The organism is Pseudomonas graminis (genome assembly GCF_013201545.1).
Taxonomy (GTDB): domain Bacteria; phylum Pseudomonadota; class Gammaproteobacteria; order Pseudomonadales; family Pseudomonadaceae; genus Aquipseudomonas.
Window position 1 is genome coordinate 892,501 of record NZ_CP053746.1, and the last position, 16,807, is coordinate 909,307.

Consider the following 16,807-nt stretch of genomic DNA (forward strand, 5'->3'; position numbering starts at 1 on the left):
GATCCAGAGGGGCGTCAAGCACTTATTTAAACTTTGGTGGCAACATTGCCGCTCTTGACCCGACGACGCTGGATACGCCCAGCAATTACGGGGATCCTAAGCAAAAGAAGAAGTGCGCCGATCGTTGCATATATAGCCCACTCCTTTAGATCAGCCCGGACAATCCACAGCATATGCAGCAGCCCTAGCCCGAGAATCAGGTAACTGAGCCGATGCAGTTTCTTCCAACGCACGCCTAAACGGCGCTGACTATAGCGATTGGACGTCACGGCCAGCGACAAGAGGCCCAGAAAACCTAGCGCGCCGACAATGATGTAGGGCCGCTTGACCAACTCCACGCCCAGTTGCGCCCAGTCGAAACCCAGAATAAAGAAGCCATAGCCCAGCATGTGCAGCGACACATAGGTAAAACACCACAGCCCCAGTTGCCGACGCACCGCGATCCATCCGGGCCAGCCCGTCGTGCGCTGCAATGGGGTCATCGCCAAGGTGATCAAAAGCAGCACTAAAGTTCCCAGCCCGAGGCGATCGACCAGCACCTTCCCCGGATCAGGCCCCAAGGCAAAGATCCACGCCTGGTAGAGCCAATAAATGGGGACTAACGCTGCAGCGATGAACACCGACACTCGCCAGTAGATGAAGCGCATCAATAGTTTTTCCGTAGATCCAAGCCTGTGTATAGAGAAGCAACCTGCTCCCCATACCCGTTGAACATCTCGGTCTGGCGAATATTCGGGCTGAACAGCCCGCTGGGCAGACGCCGTTCGTGTGCCTGAGTCCAGCGTGGATGATCTACAGTAGGGTTTACGTTGGCATAGAAACCGTACTCGCTCGCCGCGATGCTTTGCCAGGTCGTCTTCGGCTGCTCGCTGGTCAGACTGATGCGCACGATGGACTTCACGCTTTTAAAGCCGTATTTCCATGGCACCACCAAACGCAGAGGCGCGCCGTTCTGATTGGGCAGCTCCCTCCCATACATCCCCACCGCCAGAATCGCGAGCGGGTTCATCGCCTCATCCAGGCGTAGCCCCTCTACATAAGGCCAGTCAATCAACGCGAAGCCCGAGCGCTGGCCAGGCATGGTCTTCGGGTCCTGCAGCGTTTCGAAGCGGATGTATTTGGCATTCGCCGTCGGCTCGACCTGCTTGAGCAACTCGGAGATCGGGAAACCCAACCATGGAATCACCATCGACCACGCCTCTACGCAGCGTAGGCGATAGATACGCTCTTCAAGCTGATAGGGCTTTATGAAGTCTTCGAGTGCGTAGCGACCAGGCTTTGCCACTTCACCGTCGATGACAACGCTCCAAGGCTCGGTTTTCAAAGACCCTGCGTTTTGCGCCGGGTCGCCCTTGTCAGTGCCGAACTCGTAAAAGTTGTTGTAGTGGGTCGCATCTTTGAACGGAGTGATTGCCTCGTCCTTGACGGTGACGGCTTGCCACTTCGTGCTAGATAGCTTGTCTTTAAACCAGGCAGGGGCAGCGCCGGCTTCGACGTCGGCGTAGCGCGAGGCTTCATCGGCTTGGGCCCAACCAGGCATCGCGCTTACGGCGAGCCCTGCAAGTGAGCTGCCGAGCAATGCGCGACGGGAGAGATAAATGGATTCGGGGGTGACATCCGACTCTTTGCAATCGGATGTAGAAGGGATCTTGATCAGCATGATGACTCCGCAGCTATGGAGAACTGAAGCATCTATAGCTGCGGAGTATGCGGGAAATGCAGGCCGACTAACTACCTCTGGCGACGTAGACGCAGCAGGTATTGGATGGGGCCAGATGCTGCATAGCCGAGGAATATCAGCAGCAGAATACGCGGCGGATCACTGAACACCACGGCAAATACCAGAACCACCGCCAGGATGGCAACAAACGGCACGCGCCCCTTGAGATCCAACTCCTTGAAGCTGTTGTATTTGATGTTGCTGACCATCAGCATGCCCGCCGCTGCGACCAATAGCGCAACCAGAAACGACAGTTTCGAGCCCTGAATGCCGTAATCGCTGAATGCCCAGACGGTGCCTGCTACAACGCCCGCGGCGGCGGGACTTGCCAGGCCGATGAAGTAGCGCTTGTCGGCCTTGCCCACTTGGGTATTGAAGCGGGCCAGACGCAACGCCGCACCCGCCACATAGATGAAGGCGACCATCCAGCCGACCTTGCCCATGTCACCCAGCGCCCAGCCAAACGCCAACAGTGCTGGCGCCACGCCGAAAGCAACCATGTCGGACAGCGAGTCGTACTCTGCACCGAAGGCGCTCTGAGTGTTGGTCATCCGCGCGACCCGGCCATCCAGACCATCCAGGACCATGGCAACGAAGATGGCGATGGCAGAGAACGCGAAGTACTTGCTCGCGCTCGCCTGGTCACCCGCACTCAACGCACTTTGCGCACTCATCGCACTGATGATTGCGTAGAAGCCGGCGAACAGGTTAGCGGTGGTGAACAGATTGGGTAGCAGGTAAATGCCGCGATGGCGCACCTTGCGCCCCTCGTCGTCATGGCCCTCTTCAATGTGTTCATCGATCGGTAGCAGGCTTTCGGCGTCAGAAGCCTTGTTCGGCTCTTCGGGACGTTCGCTCATTGACAATACCTTGCAGCTGAATAATTTCGACAAATGCTTGTGGCCTCGGGGCCGACAAACGATGCAGCTTTATACCAGATGAGCCCCCATAACGAAAAAACGCGACCCAGGGCCGCGTTTTTTCATGCAAGAAGCTGATCTGTGATCTTAGTTCTTGGCTTGGTCGACGATCTTGTTCTTCGCGATCCAAGGCATCATCGAGCGCAGTTGCTCACCGATAATTTCCAGGCCATGCGCCTTGTTGTTACGACGCTTGGCGGTCATCGACGGGTAGCCGCTGGCACCCTCGGCGATGAACATCTTCGCGTACTCGCCGTCCTGGATGCGCTTCAGAGCGTTGCGCATGGCCTGACGGGATTCGGCGTTGATGACTTCCGGGCCGGTCACGTACTCGCCGTATTCGGCGTTGTTGGAGATCGAGTAGTTCATGTTGGCGATACCGCCTTCGTACATGAGGTCAACGATCAGCTTCAGTTCGTGCAGGCATTCGAAGTAGGCCATTTCCGGCGCATAACCGGCTTCAACCAAAGTCTCGAAACCGGCCTTGACCAGCTCAACGGTACCGCCACACAGAACGGCTTGTTCGCCGAACAGGTCGGTTTCAGTCTCGTCCTTGAAGGTGGTTTCGATGATGCCGGTACGGCCGCCGCCTACACCCGAAGCATATGACAGGGCGACGTTCTTGGCATTGCCCGAAGCGTCCTGGTAAACAGCGATCAGGTCAGGGATGCCACCGCCTTTGACGAACTCGGTACGCACGGTGTGGCCCGGTGCTTTTGGCGCGATCATGATCACGTCGAGGTCGGCACGCGGGACAACCTGGTTGTAGTGAATCGCGAAGCCGTGGGAGAAGGCCAGTGTTGCGCCCTTCTTGATGTTCGGCTCGATTTCGTTTTTGTACAGCTGGGACTGGAATTCGTCCGGGGTCAGGATCATGACCAGATCTGCAGCGGCGACAGCGGAAGCCACGTCGGTCACTTTCAGGCCGTGAGCTTCAGCTTTGGCGACAGTAGCCGAACCCTTGCGCAGGCCAACAGTGACATCAACGCCGGAGTCTTTCAGGTTGCACGCTTGAGCGTGGCCCTGGGAACCGTAACCGATGATGGCAACTTTTTTGCCCTGGATGATCGAAAGGTCGCAGTCTTTGTCGTAATAAACTTTCATGAAATTCCCCTGATAACGTGGCCGCAAGGCCCTTTGCAAAATTAGGTTAGATGCTCAGCACTTTGTCGCCGCGGGCTATGCCGGTAACGCCGCTGCGAACGGTTTCCAGAATGGCCGTGGTGCCAATCGCCTGGATGAAGCTGTCCAGCTTGTCGCTTGTCCCGGTCAACTGCACGGTATAGACGCTGCTGGAGACATCGACGATCTGGCCGCGGAAGATGTCGGTGGTGCGCTTGATCTCGGCACGCTGTGCGCCGGTGGCCTTCACCTTGATCAGCATCAGTTCGCGCTCGATGTGGGCGCTTTCCGACAGGTCGACCAGCTTGACCACCTCCACCAGCTTGTTGAGGTTCTTGGTGATTTGCTCGATCACTTCATCATGACCAACAGTGGTCAACGTCAGACGCGACAGAGTCGGATCCTCGGTTGGCGCCACTGTCAGGCTTTCGATGTTGTAGTTGCGCTGGGAAAACAGGCCAACCACACGAGACAGGGCACCCGGTTCGTTTTCCAGCAATAGCGAAATAATGTGGCGCATGGTTATGTCCGCTCCGTCTTGCTCAGCCACATGTCACGCATGGACCCGTCTCTGATCTGCATCGGATAGACGTGCTCGCCGACATCGACCTTGATATCAAGGAATACCAGGCGATCCTTCATGGCGAACGCTTCTTCCATCATCGGCTTCAGGTCTTTCAGGTCAGTGATGCGCATGCCGACATGACCGTATGCCTCGACCAATTTGACGAAGTCAGGCAGCGACTCCATGTAGGAATGCGAGTGACGGCCGCTGTAACTCATGTCCTGCCACTGACGGACCATGCCGAGCACGCCGTTGTTGAGCAGGATGATCTTCACCGGCAGGTTGTATTGCAGGCAGGTCGACAGTTCCTGAATGTTCATCTGAATGCTGCCTTCGCCGGTGACGCAGGCGACATTGTCATTCGGGAAACTCAGCGCAACGCCCATCGCGGCAGGCAGGCCAAAGCCCATCGTGCCGAGACCGCCGGAGTTGATCCAGCGATTGGGTTTGTTGAAGCGATAGTACTGAGCCGCGAACATCTGGTGCTGACCCACGTCAGAGGTGACGTAGGCATCGCCTTTGGTCACTTCACACAACGTCTCGATCACGGTCTGCGGCTTGATGACGGTTCCGTCGCCACGGTTGTACGGAAACAGGTCACCGCCAGCACGCCACTCTTCGATCTGCTTCCACCACGTCGCGACCGACTCCTTGTCAGGGGATTCGGCGAGCTCTTTGAGGGTCGCAACCATTTCGGTCAGCACGCTCTCAACCGGCCCGACAATGGGCACGTCCGCCTTGATGGTCTTGGAGATGGATGCCGGGTCAATGTCGACGTGAATGATTTTGGCGTTCGGGCAGAACTTCGCCGGGCCATTGATTACGCGATCGTCGAAACGCGCGCCGACCGCAAGAATCACGTCGGCGTGGTGCATCGCCAGGTTGGCGGTGTAGCTGCCATGCATGCCCAACATGCCGACGAACTGGCGATCAGTGCCCGGATAGGCACCCAACCCCATCAGCGTGTTGGTGACCGGGGCGTTCAATTGCTGCGCCAGTTCGGTCAATGGCGCCGAACCGTTGCCCATGATCACGCCGCCACCGGCGTAGATGACCGGGCGTTTGGCCGCGACCAGCATTTCGACGGCCTTGCGGATCTGCCCAGAGTGGCCACGGACCGCCGGGCTGTAGGAGCGCAGCTTGGCTTTCTTGGGGAAGATGTATTCGAACTTTTCCGCCGGGTTGGTCATGTCTTTCGGGATATCGACGACGACAGGACCAGGACGACCGGATTGAGCGAGGTAGAACGCTTTTTTCAAGACTTCCGGGATTTCCGACGGGTGCTTGATCATGAAGCTGTGCTTCACGATCGGCCGGGAGATACCGATCATGTCGGTTTCCTGGAACGCGTCGGTACCGACCATGTTGCTAGGAACCTGGCCGGACAGCACCACCATTGGAATCGAGTCCATGTAGGCGGTCGCGATACCAGTAATGGCGTTGGTTGCGCCGGGACCCGAAGTCACCAGTACAACGCCTGCCTTGCCGGTGGCGCGGGCGTAGCCGTCAGCCATGTGAGTCGCCGCCTGTTCGTGACGAACGAGGATGTGGCTCACAGCCGGTTCTTTGAACAGCGCGTCGTATATATGCAGGAGGGCACCGCCAGGGTACCCGTAGATGTGCTCTACGCCTTCGTCACGCAAAAAGCGGACGACCATTTCAGCGCCAGATAAAAGCTCCACGTTGTTCACCTCTAAAACGCCAGAATACCGTCCACACAAGCGAGGAGACGGGTCTTAATAGGTTTACTGCAAAGCAGAGCATGAGCGACGGTGGTCGCCGACTACGTCAGCACTGACTGAGCAAGTATTGGGATCGCCCCTTTAAGTGTTTCGGGGTCTTCCCACCCAGCGCGAGGTAACGCGTTGCGGGTGTTACGGGTCGGCGCGGGTGTGCGCCTCATGATCTACCGAGACGGTCTGCTTCTGGCAGTCCTTCTACAGCGAGCTTTGGATTGTTGGGATTCGCCCCTCTCAAGTCAAGTCATCGATGCGCTTTCTTCGTCCGCCGCCCGCCAAAAGGCACCGAATGAGGTCGTGGCGTCCCGCTTGTGATAGGTTTCCGGCCATTGCCACAGAAGTAAGGAACCGGGAATGCGCTGGATGATTCTTGCGGCGACGCTGACACTTGCCGTCGCCCCGGCGGTCGGACAGGCCGCACAGATATACAAATGGGTCGACGCTCAGGGCGTAACGCATTTCGACGCCCAGCCGCCTGCCGGGCAGACCGCACAGGAAATCAATACAGGGAGCCCTGTCGCCGCGCCCCCTGCCCCGCCGCCGCAGAATCAAGCTGGAGCTCGGGAGCAGGAAGCAGTCGATGCCAAAGTCAGGAAGCAGGTTGCCGCCCAGGAAGCCAAGCGCAAAGAGGCGTGCGACGAACAGCGAACCAGCCTCGCGCAACTGCAGAACAATCCGCGGGTACGACAGGAGGTGGATGGCGAGCTAAGGCGGTTCACGGAAGAAGAGCGGCAGGCACGCATCGCCGAGGTCAAGAAATACCTCGACGATCAATGCAACTAAGGGTCAAACAGCCTCGGTGATCAACCGATCGAAGTCCTTCAGCAGCGCCAGGAGGTTGCGCGCTTCACGGATACGGCTGGCGTAGACCATCTCCGCCATTTCCAGGATGCCAGATGCCGTAGGCAACGGCATGTCCTGCTCGAGGATGATCTTCATGCGCGGCAGGAAGATCCATTGCAGCCACTGGTCAAAGTCCAGCGTGTCGACACAGAAGGGTTCACGGCTGGACAGCGACTCATCGCTGGGCGGCACGTCCTTCCACCATCCCAGCACGCGCAATTCGCGCTCGATCAACAGCAACTGGTCGGCAATTTTCGGAAAGCGTTTATCCATTGGCTTTCTGCCGTGCCAGCGCTGCACCGGCGGCGTCGCCCTGCTTCTCACGCGATTGGGCAATCAATCCCCAAAGACTTGCTTGAAGGCTGGCGCGACCGTTGGCGTAGGTCAGAGCGCGACGGGCTAACTGCTCAGCCTGAGGCGCATCGCCCTGAGCCAGGCGTACTTGCGCCAGACGGTAAAGGACCTGCGGCTCACGGGGGGCAACACGTTGCGCACGCTCAAGGCTCGATGATGCGCCGTTAAGATCACCGCCGGACTGCTGTTGCTGAGCGGTTGTCAGCAGCGCCAGCACGGGCCCATCCAGTTGCTCGTCTTCTGACAATCCGCCGCTGGACGCAGAGGGAATGCCAGTCGGCGCCGACGCTGGCATGTTGTAGGTATTGCTGGTGGCCGGCGGCGGTGTGTACGGGTTGTTTACCGGGGCCTGATTAACCGGCGCCGTATTGATCGGTGCCGTGCTGATCGGCGCCGTGGTGGGTGGCACGAATGTGGAAATAGGTGCACCACTGGCATTGGCGCCGCCGGGCACCATGACCGTGACACCGGAATCTTCCTGAATCGTCTGCGACTGCGCTGGCGCCTGCACCGGCGCGCGGTAGGTGTTGCTGCGTGTCGACGAAGCACGTTCGCCATTCGAAACGCGTGACCCTGAATCCACCACCGGAATTGCACTGCGCGTCTGGGACGCGCAACCGTTGAGCAAAGCCAGAGCCGTTACAGCCGGAATCCACCACTTGTTCACGTCACATCCTCTTTGCTTAATTCAACCAGGCTTAATTCAACCAGCCCTTGACCCAGTCCATTACCGAATCGGCAGGCGCTGCAGCCCCCCCGCAGGTCGGGCCGGGTTGCGGCTCACTGCCGCGAATATACGGCATCTGGACGGCGTTCGGGCAGCTGGCGTCGGTGCCTTCGCCAGTACTGGCATTGACCCAGCCCTGCACGACGTTGTCGGGCATCGCCATGTCCAGTGGCAGCGGATCGGCCTTCTTCATGAAACTGGTCCAGATCTGCAATGCGCCGGTGGCGCCAGTAAACGGCGTCTTGCCGTTGTCGTCGCGGCCCATCCAGACGATTGCCAGCAAGTCCTGACTGAAACCAGCAAACCAGCTGTCGCGCGAATCGTTGGTGGTGCCCGATTTACCCGCCAGATTCAGCGTGCCTGGCAGCACGTTGTACACCGACTTACCCGTGCCTTCGCGCATCACCCGCTGCATGGCGTTCTGCAAGAGATAGATCGAGCCCGGGTCAAAACGTTGCTGAATCTGGAACGGGTAGCGCTTGAGCGGCTCCCCTTCGGCGGTCAGTACGCTGCGAATCCCGCGCAACGGCGTGTTGAAGCCGCCACTGGCGATGGTCTGGTACATCGTCGCCACTTCGATCGGCGTCAGAGCGCCAGCACCCAAAAGCATCGACGGGAACGCAGGCCATTCGCGGGTCACGCCCAGTTTGGTCAGGGTTTTGAAGACGTTGGGTATGCCCAGGTCCAGACCCAGCTTGGCGCTGGACAGGTTGTAGGAATGCGCCAACCCCTGATACAGAAAAATATTGCCGTGGGCTTTGTGATCGTAGTTCTGCGGTTTCCAGATCTGGCCGTCGGCGCCTTTCACCTGGAAGGGCTCGTCCGGAATCCAACTGGTCAGGGTGTATTGTTGCGGGCGTTCGAGAGCGGTGAGGTAGATGGCCGGCTTGACCAACGACCCAATCGGCCGTACAGCATCCAGCGCTCGGTTGAACCCCGCGAAGCCCGCTTGTCGGCTACCAATCAGCGCCTGGACTTCGCCGGTTTCCGGATTGGTCACGACCATAGCCGTTTCCATTTCGTCAGCGCCTTTGCGGCCCGAGATCTTGGCGAAGCTTTCGCGCACGGCGGCTTCGGATTTCATCTGAAGAATCGGATCAAAGCTGGTGAAGATCCGCAGGCCCTCTTCGGTCAAGTCTTCGTCGCGGTAGTCCTGACGCAATTGGCGTTTGACCAGGTCAAGGAAGTCCGGAAAAGAACTGTCGGCCAGTGAACCAGTTTTGGTCACGCCCAGCGGCATTTTCTTCGCCGCCGCAACCACTTCCGGCGTGGCGATACCCTGCTGCTCGAGCAGATCGAGGACCAGATTGCGCCGCTCCAGCGCACGCTCAGGATTGCGGCGCGGGTTGTAATACGAGGGCCCCTTGACCAGACCGACCAGCAAGGCAACCTGATGCAGCTTCAGCTCCGACAGCGGCTGGCTGAAGAAATACTGACTCGCCAGACCAAAGCCGTGGACCGCACGCTGACCGTCCTGGCCCACGAACACTTCGTTGAGGTAGGCCTCGAGAATCTCCTGCTTGCTGTAATGGATCTCCAGCAAAACAGCCATCATCGCTTCGGTCAGCTTGCGGGTGATGCTGCGCTCGTTGGTCAGGTAGAAGTTCTTGACCAGTTGCTGAGTCAGCGTCGATCCGCCCTGACGCATCTGGCCAGCGGATGCGTTGATCCAGAAAGCGCGCACGATCCCCTTCGGGGATACGCCGAAGTGATGGTAGAAATCGCGGTCTTCGACGGTGACGAGCGTGTCGAGCAAATAAGGCGGCGCCTGATCGAGTTTGATCAGAATCCGGTCTTCGAGATTCTTCGGATACAAGCCGCCAATCATCAAGGGCTCAAGCCGTGCGACAGCCAGCTTGGCACCGTTGGCGGCGGTCAGTTCAGCGACGTAATCGCCGGAGAAGCGCACATGAATCTGCTGCGCAGGATCAGCGCCTTCATAAAACTGGAAACCACGGGTGTTGAGGTCGACAGTGTTGCCGTTGACCGCAGCAGCGCCCGGCCCATTGGCCACGCCTTCGCGGCGATAGCCCAGCGCATCGAGCTCCAGCAGGAAGTCATCGCGTGAAAGCTTCTGCCCGACGAACAGCTCCAGTGGCCGTGCATAAACCTTGGCCGGAATGGTCCAGCGCTTGCCGGAGAATTTCTCCTGGACGATGGAATCCAGGTAAACGGCGAAGCAGCCAAGGATCACCAGCCCGACAAGACTGAGTTTCAGGGCCCAGCCCAACAGGCTGCGCAGGCGGCTGTTGGTGGGTTTGGGGGATTTTTTCGGGGAGCGGGATCGGGTCATGGCGGCGGATTATACGCACTTTCAAAGCCCCCGACAGACCGCCCTTTAAGCGGTTTGCAGCATTGTCTCCAGCGGCCATAATGGCCGCCTTTCGCTACTTCTCTATCGACTTATCACCTTTCAAGGATCGTCCGTGAGCCAGACACTGATAGCCGCGTTGCAAAACCCCGCCCTGTTTCCTCACCCGGTCGAAGAATTTCAGGTCATCGAGACGCATATTTCCTGGGTACTGCTCACCGGCCCATACGTTTACAAGATGAAGAAGCCGGTCAATTTCGGCTTTCTGGACTTCACCAGCCTGCCGGCGCGCCAGCATTTCTGTGAGCAGGAGCTGATGCTGAACCAGCGCCTGACAGACAATCTGTACCTGGAAGTACTGCCCATCACCGGCAGCATCGAAGCCCCGCAGTTGAATGGTGAAGGCGAAGCAATCGAGTACGTGCTGAAAATGCGCCAGTTCCCGCAGGACGGATTGCTCAGCACCTTGCAAGCCAAAGGCGAGTTGACCACGGCGCATATCGACGACATGGCCCGGCAGATCGCCGATTTTCATCTCAAGTCGCCCAAGGTGCCGATGGAAAATCCGCTCGGCAGCGCTGACAGTGCCATGGCGCCGGTCACGCAGAACTTTGAACAGATTCTGCCTTTCCTCAGCGAAAAATCTGACCTCATCCAGCTGGAAGCGCTGGAAGCCTGGGCCAACACCAGTTTCGAGCGCCTCAAGCCTCTGATGAACCAGCGCAAGCTCGACGGCTTTGTGCGGGAATGCCATGGCGACATCCACTTGGGCAATGCAACGCTGATCGATGGCAAGGTCGTGATTTTCGACTGCATCGAGTTCAACGAGCCTTTCCGCATGACGGATGTCTATGCGGACATCGGCTTCCTGGCCATGGACCTTGAGGATCGCGGCCTGAAAAGCCTGTCGCGCCGACTCGTCAGCCAGTACCTGGAACTGACCGGCGACTACGAAGGCTTGCAACTGCTCAATTTCTACAAAGCCTACCGCGCGATGGTCCGTGCCAAAGTGGCGCTGTTCAGCCTGAATGCCAACGCCGATCAGGTGCAGCGCGCCGCGACACTTCGCCAGTACCGCAACTACGCCAACCTGGCCGAAAGCTACAGCGCTATTCCGTCCAACTTCCTGGCCATCACCCATGGCGTTTCGGCGGTCGGCAAAAGTCAGGTCGCGATGCGACTGGTGGAAGCGCTGGGCGCCATCCGTCTTCGGTCGGATGTCGAGCGCAAGCGTGCATTCGCCGACCATGAAGATCTGTACTCCGCCGATGTCAGCGCTGCTACTTATCAGCGCCTGAATGAGCTGGCGGGTGTCGTGCTCCGTGCAGGATTGCCAGTCGTTATCGACGCAACTTATTTGAAGCTCCCACAGCGTCAGGCGACTGCGAAGATCGCCGAGAAGGAAGCGGCCCCATTCCTGATCATTGATTGCGCCGCCCCAAAAGCAGTGATCGAAGGTTGGCTCGCCCAGCGTCGCGCGCAAAATCAGGACCCTTCCGACGCAACCATGGAAGTCATCGAAGCGCAGCTCGCCAGCCGCGAAGCGCTGACCGCTGACGAAATACTGCGCAGCCGTCACGTCGAGACCAACGTCAGCGGCGATCTGGACAAGCTGGTCGCCGACATCCGTCAGCACCTGCCCGGACTCTGATACCTCACCTCCACCAGTGGTCGAGTCGTGCTGGATATCGCTTCACGGCTCGACACTAGTGGCATTATAGTGGCGTCAGAATTCCAACAAAGGAAACGTCAGATGAACCAGCCCAAGCAGCTTGACTCGCCCCTGTTCGCGCTACTGCGAAAAGACGACGTGACCGCCTTCAACCTCGAACGGCCCAAGCAGGGCCCTGTTGATCTTTCGGCTGGGGATTTCCGCGGCCTTGACCTGCGTGAAATCAATGCTGAAGGGATTGATTTCAGTGACGCCTACTTCAGGTCCGCAGACCTGCGTGGCGTCGATTTCCGGACAACCCGGCTCGAGGGTGCAAGCATCGCCCACGCGCAGATCTCCGGGGCGTACTTCCCGCCAGAGCTGAGTGCTGACGAAATTCTCATGTCAGTCAATTTCGGTACGCGCCTGCGTTATCGCACCCGCTGACGTCATCACCCCACTAACCCCCGCCCTGACTTCTCGCCCCGCATGCGCCGCCGTGCCGGGCCCGTGCTCGCCTTTCCTCCTCAGTTGACCCTACCGTTCGGCGGCGCGTGCCGTATTCCACTGAGATTTTCAGCGGAGCGATTCGAGGGCGTCTACGCTCAAGGGCATGGCTCGCCTTTTCAGTTTGTTTCGGGCCTACGGAGAAGTTATTACATGGAATGACTGGAAAGGGCTGCAATCATGGACGATGAATTATTGGGGATGAAGAACTTGGGGAAGACCTCGGTTCAATGGCTTCACGCTGCGGGCATTCACACTATCGCCGACCTGCGCCGTCTGGGCGCAATTCAGGCCTACCGCGCCGTCCAGGTCAGGGGCTTCCGAGCATCCAAAGCGCTGCTGTATTCACTCGAAGGCGCGTTGTCGAATCGCCCTTGGAGCGAGCTGTCTCAGGAATACAAAGACTCCCTGGACACCGAATTGAGGAACGCATGCCCTGGGGCAATCGGGGAACGCTGAACGCTCATAGCAAATAGTCTGCAGAACACTGTTGACTTACAAATGAGAATCACTATGATTATCACATCCGGTCGCGAGACTGGCCGATAAACTGAAAGGCTCCTTGGTTCGGACTCTCAGATTATCTCCTCATCAGGCTAATCACGGTTTTTGACCCGGCTCTTTGCCGGGTCTTTTTTTGCCCGTGATTTACACGCCTACACCCAAGCGGATCAGCAGATCATCCAACAGGCTGGTGGCCCCGAGCCGCAATCTCCCCTGCTCACGCCAGCGCGGCCCAAACCGCGCTTTGACCAAATCCATATGCACCCGCGCTTCATCGAGCGTTCGTACATTGCCGGAAACATTGATCCCCACATGCGCGCCTGAGTCGGCGATGGCCGCGATCAAAATGCGGCTGGCCTGGGGCGTTGCATTCAGGATGTGTTTGCCGGTGCTGGTTTTGAGAAAGTTGGCGCCCTCCTCAATCGCCACACAGCTTGCGCCGTGAATAACCTGCGGATCACGCAGCACACCGGTTTCCAGCGTGACGGTCAACGCTGCCCGACCGCACCTGGTCTTGCAGGCATTGATGATCTCAGCGCCAATCTGCCTGTCCCCGCCAAGCAACGCATAAAAAGGGTAAACCAGATCAATTTCGTCGGCCCCCGCGAGAATCGCCGCCTGGGTTTCCAGCTCGGCTGAACTGACAGAAGCCGAACCGCTCGGAAAGTTAACCGCTGCCACGACCTTGATCTCGCGCGCATGAAGGCTGTCGAGTGTGCGCCGCGCCAGTCCTGCGAACCTGGGCATGACGCAGACGGCGGCAACCTGCCCGACCGGTGTCAGTGCTCTATGACACAAGGCAACAATTTTTTCCGGCGTGTCGTCAGCATTCAGTGAAGCCAACTCCATCAGACCAATAGCCAGTTGCGCCAATGACGCATCGACCTCATACACGTCAATCGCCGCATTTATGTCGTTCATTACATACCCTCAATGCCTTTGCTTGAGGCGACGATAATCGAGAATGCCGCTGCCTGAACGTCCACAAAGACGCAAAAGAGCCAGACTACGTCATTACAAGAATTGTCCGAAGGACGTTGCCTGCACGAGCATTGGAAATGGGGCTGCTGCATCGAAAAAAGGAACTGATGGCGGTCGATAACCAAGCCACTTCAGCGAGTGATCACCAGAGGGTGCCCACGCTCGGGATGGGGTTGCACCAGAACATCCAGGCCAAATACCGACATCAGCGCTTCAGGCGTCAGCACTTGCTGTGGCGTGCCAGATAAATACGCGAGACCTTGACTCAGCAACAACAAGCGATCGCAATAACGGGCCGCCAGGTTCAAATCATGCAGGATCACCATCACCGCGCCGCCACGGTCGGCGAACGCGCGAACGGCCAACAGCGTGGTGTGTTGGTGCAATGGGTCGAGCGCCGAGGTGGGCTCGTCCAGCAACAGAACCTGCCCCTCCTCCCCAGGCCAAACCTGAGCCAGCGCCCGCGCTAGATGGACCCGCTGACGCTCGCCCCCCGACAGCGTCAGATAGCTGCGGCCGAGCAGGTGCATTGCATCGGCGGCCTCGAGGGCATGCTGGATGATTTCACCGTCACGTTGCTGACCGCTTTCATGGGGCAAGCGGCCCATAGCGATCACTTCCTCGACCTTGAACGCGAAATTCAATGTCGAGGCCTGCGGCAGCACAGCCAATCGCCGCGCCCGCTCAGAGCCACGCCACTGCTTCAGTGGAATGTCGTCCAGCGACACCTCGCCGTGGGACGGGGCAAGCTCGCCGCACAAAGCCGCCAACAGCGTACTTTTGCCAGCACCATTGGGGCCCAGCACGCCGAGCATCTGACCGGGCGCCACGGCCAAGTCGATATAGGCCAACACCTGTTTGCCATCACGGATGATGCCGAGGTCCTTGGCGATCATCATCAGTTACGCCCTCGAACCAGCAGGAAAAGGAAAAAAGGCGCGCCGATGAATACGGTGACAATCCCGATCGGCAGCTCCGCGGGCGCCATCACCAGCCGGGCGAAGATGTCTGCGAAGAGCAGCAGCGTCGCGCCGGCCAGCGCCGAGGCGGGAAGAACAACGCGGTGGTCCGGCCCGGTCAGCAGTCGCACCAGGTGCGGCACGATCAGGCCGATGAAACCGATGAGCCCCGCCGCCGCGACGGCTGCCCCCACACCAAGTGCGATGCACAGAATCAGCTCGCGCTTGAGGCGTTCGACCTCGATGCCCAGATGACGCGCCTCCGATTCTCCAAGCAGCAGCGCGTTAAGCGCTTTGGCTCGACGCGGGAGCCACAGGATCACCGCCACGCAAACCAGTAAAAGAGGCCAGAGCCGTGCATAACTGGCACCGTTGAGCGTGCCCAGATTCCAGAACGTCAGCGTGCGCAGGCTGGCGTCATCGGCGAGATACGTGAACAGGCCGATGATCGACCCGGCCAGCGCAGTCATCGCCACGCCGGCCAGCAGCATGGTACTGACGCTGGTCCGGCCATCACGGCGTCCGAGCCGATAGACGATTGACGTGATCCCAAGCCCTCCGGCGAAGGCGCAGATTGAAAGCAGATAAGGCTGGAATGTCTCAGGCAAACCGCCTATGGATGCTCCGGCGACAATGGCCACCGCCGCGCCCAGTGCCGCGCCACTGGAAACCCCGACCAGACCGGGATCCGCGAGAGGGTTACGAAACAAACCCTGCATCGCCACACCGGACACGGCCAGCACAGCACCGACAGCCAGCCCAAGCAACGTACGGGGCAGGCGAATCTGGCCCACGATCAGTTCCGCCTGCTGAAGGTTGTCCTCCGCCACCGGCACGCCCATCAGATGAAGCAGCGCGCGCAGGGTGTCCAGCATCGGAAGACTGACCGGGCCGAGGGCGAGGGACAGCCATATCGCCAGCAAGCAGGCAAATCCCAGCGCGATGAACAGCGTCTTGGGGGCGAGATCAAGCTTCATTGAGCGCTCGAGACCCTGGCGTTGAGCAGTGCGGCATCAGGATAGAACGCGTCTGCCAGTGACTTGACTGCGTCCGGCAATCGGGGCCCAAGACCGCCCACCAGTAACGTCGGATCAATCTCGATCACGCGGTTATCCCGGACGGCCCTGGTTGCCGCGAGCAGCGGATTTTCACGCAGCAATGCCTCCCGTGGCTGAACGCTGTTTTGCGCCCGGTCGCTGACCACGAGCACGTCTGGATTCAGTCCGCTCATCGCCTCAGTGGAAAACACATTGTAGCCGCTATGGGCAGCCAGATTGCGGCCGCCAGCCTGAGTGATCAGCCAGTCGCCGACAGTGCCTGCGCCAGCCACCATCGGCGCGCTCCCCGCGTGGCTCACCAGCAACAGAACACCCGGCGCGGCACGCTTCAGTTGCGTCACTCGCTGATGCTCCGTCGCAAGCCGATGGATGTATTGGTCGCTCAACTGCCGCGCCTCGCCCTCCCTGCCCAGTAATGCGCCGAGTCTTTCAAGACTGGCCTGGAGCGCGGGCAGCTCTGCACTGGCCGACAACACCTCGACCTGCACGCCGGCCGTACGCAGTTGCTGGATAACTGGCGGCGGGCCCATTTCTTCGGTGCCTATCAGAACGTTCGGACGCAACGTGAGGATGCCTTCCGCCGACAGCTGTCGCTGGTAACCGATGCCCGGCAGCGATTTGACCGACCGCGGGTGCTGGCTCGTGCTGTCCACGCCCACCAGACGCGACTCTCCGCCCAGAGCGACTATCCATTCCGTCAAGGCGCCGCCGGCACTGACCCACCGCTGCGGCTCGGGTGAAGCGGCGGCTGCCAGGTGGGCGATAAAAAGCCCCGTGACGATCGCGATCAATCGGGAGGTGAAGCGCATAAGCGGTGGGTCCTCTATAAAGGAAGGCTCAGTCGAT

General features: G+C 59.2%; 17 protein-coding genes. 4 read left to right on the forward strand and 13 right to left on the reverse strand.

The genetic code is table 11. The features are described from left to right. Positions 1-26: 26 nt before the first annotated feature. The 6 genes from msrQ to FX982_RS04150 all read right to left on the reverse strand — a co-directional run bounded on the left by msrQ (position 27) and on the right by FX982_RS04150 (position 6,009). Entirely contained in the window at positions 27-647 is a 621-nt protein-coding gene (gene msrQ, locus FX982_RS04125; protein ID WP_172609753.1) for a protein-methionine-sulfoxide reductase heme-binding subunit MsrQ, read from the reverse strand. Continuing rightward, positions 647-1,660, reverse strand: coding sequence for a protein-methionine-sulfoxide reductase catalytic subunit MsrP (gene msrP / locus FX982_RS04130; RefSeq protein WP_172609754.1), 1,014 nt, complete (start codon positions 1,658-1,660; stop codon positions 647-649). Before msrP ends, msrQ begins: the two co-directional genes overlap by 1 nt. A gap of 71 nt (positions 1,661-1,731) precedes the next feature. Next, a complete protein-coding gene (gene pssA, locus FX982_RS04135) occupies positions 1,732-2,580 on the reverse strand; it encodes a CDP-diacylglycerol--serine O-phosphatidyltransferase (protein WP_122536982.1) in 849 nt (282 codons plus the stop codon). Positions 2,581-2,727: 147 nt separating this feature from the next. Then, positions 2,728-3,744 carry a ketol-acid reductoisomerase gene (ilvC, locus tag FX982_RS04140; protein WP_037018564.1) on the reverse strand — a complete coding sequence of 339 codons (1,017 nt, stop codon included), beginning with the start codon at positions 3,742-3,744 and terminating at the stop codon, positions 2,728-2,730. Positions 3,745-3,790: 46 nt separating this feature from the next. Further along, the gene (ilvN, locus tag FX982_RS04145) at positions 3,791-4,282 is read right to left on the reverse strand and encodes an acetolactate synthase small subunit (protein ID WP_093469284.1); all 492 of its coding nucleotides are present in this window, start codon (positions 4,280-4,282) and stop codon (positions 3,791-3,793) included. 2 nt (positions 4,283-4,284) lie between these two features. Next, complete coding sequence (locus FX982_RS04150; protein ID WP_172609755.1) at positions 4,285-6,009, reverse strand: acetolactate synthase 3 large subunit; 1,725 nt, start codon at positions 6,007-6,009, stop codon at positions 4,285-4,287. A 411-nt stretch (positions 6,010-6,420) separates the two neighbouring features. Here FX982_RS04150 and FX982_RS04155 point away from each other — a divergent pair, with 411 nt between their 5' ends. Beyond that, on the forward strand, positions 6,421-6,849 hold the full coding sequence (locus FX982_RS04155; protein ID WP_172609757.1) for a DUF4124 domain-containing protein: 429 nt from the start codon (positions 6,421-6,423) through the stop codon (positions 6,847-6,849). Positions 6,850-6,852: 3 nt separating this feature from the next. Here FX982_RS04155 and FX982_RS04160 read toward each other — a convergent pair whose 3' ends face one another. The 3 genes from FX982_RS04160 to mrcB are packed head-to-tail and all read right to left on the reverse strand — an operon-like array spanning position 6,853 to position 10,283. Further along, complete coding sequence (locus FX982_RS04160; RefSeq protein ID WP_122536980.1) at positions 6,853-7,182, reverse strand: YqcC family protein; 330 nt, start codon at positions 7,180-7,182, stop codon at positions 6,853-6,855. Beyond that, the gene (locus FX982_RS04165; RefSeq protein ID WP_172609759.1) at positions 7,175-7,930 is read right to left on the reverse strand and encodes a tetratricopeptide repeat protein; all 756 of its coding nucleotides are present in this window, start codon (positions 7,928-7,930) and stop codon (positions 7,175-7,177) included. The genes FX982_RS04160 and FX982_RS04165 overlap by 8 nt, the downstream gene beginning before the upstream one ends. 31 nt (positions 7,931-7,961) lie before the next feature. Then, positions 7,962-10,283: a penicillin-binding protein 1B gene (gene mrcB, locus FX982_RS04170; RefSeq protein ID WP_172609760.1), complete on the reverse strand. Its 2,322-nt coding sequence runs from the start codon at positions 10,281-10,283 to the stop codon at positions 7,962-7,964. 133 nt (positions 10,284-10,416) lie between these two features. Here mrcB and FX982_RS04175 point away from each other — a divergent pair, with 133 nt between their 5' ends. The 3 genes from FX982_RS04175 (at position 10,417) to FX982_RS04185 (ending at position 12,918) form a co-directional block, all read left to right on the forward strand. Continuing rightward, a complete protein-coding gene (locus tag FX982_RS04175; RefSeq protein WP_172609762.1) occupies positions 10,417-11,952 on the forward strand; it encodes an AAA family ATPase in 1,536 nt (511 codons plus the stop codon). A 102-nt stretch (positions 11,953-12,054) separates the two neighbouring features. Next, entirely contained in the window at positions 12,055-12,399 is a 345-nt protein-coding gene (locus FX982_RS04180; protein ID WP_172609763.1) for a pentapeptide repeat-containing protein, read from the forward strand. A 240-nt stretch (positions 12,400-12,639) separates the two neighbouring features. Then, positions 12,640-12,918 (forward strand): TfoX/Sxy family protein, encoded by a 279-nt coding sequence (locus FX982_RS04185; RefSeq protein WP_122536975.1) that lies wholly within the window; start codon positions 12,640-12,642, stop codon positions 12,916-12,918. 189 nt (positions 12,919-13,107) lie between these two features. Here FX982_RS04185 and deoC read toward each other — a convergent pair whose 3' ends face one another. The 4 genes from deoC to FX982_RS04205 all read right to left on the reverse strand — a co-directional run bounded on the left by deoC (position 13,108) and on the right by FX982_RS04205 (position 16,770). Next, complete coding sequence (gene deoC, locus FX982_RS04190) at positions 13,108-13,884, reverse strand: deoxyribose-phosphate aldolase (protein ID WP_172609765.1); 777 nt, start codon at positions 13,882-13,884, stop codon at positions 13,108-13,110. Between the two features lie 191 nt (positions 13,885-14,075). Continuing rightward, positions 14,076-14,843 (reverse strand): heme ABC transporter ATP-binding protein, encoded by a 768-nt coding sequence (locus tag FX982_RS04195; RefSeq protein WP_172609766.1) that lies wholly within the window; start codon positions 14,841-14,843, stop codon positions 14,076-14,078. Beyond that, the gene (locus FX982_RS04200) at positions 14,843-15,826 is read right to left on the reverse strand and encodes a FecCD family ABC transporter permease (protein WP_172612974.1); all 984 of its coding nucleotides are present in this window, start codon (positions 15,824-15,826) and stop codon (positions 14,843-14,845) included. Before FX982_RS04200 ends, FX982_RS04195 begins: the two co-directional genes overlap by 1 nt. Positions 15,827-15,876: 50 nt before the next feature. Then, positions 15,877-16,770 (reverse strand): heme/hemin ABC transporter substrate-binding protein, encoded by an 894-nt coding sequence (locus tag FX982_RS04205; RefSeq protein WP_172609767.1) that lies wholly within the window; start codon positions 16,768-16,770, stop codon positions 15,877-15,879. Between the last annotated feature and the right edge of the window lie 37 nt (positions 16,771-16,807).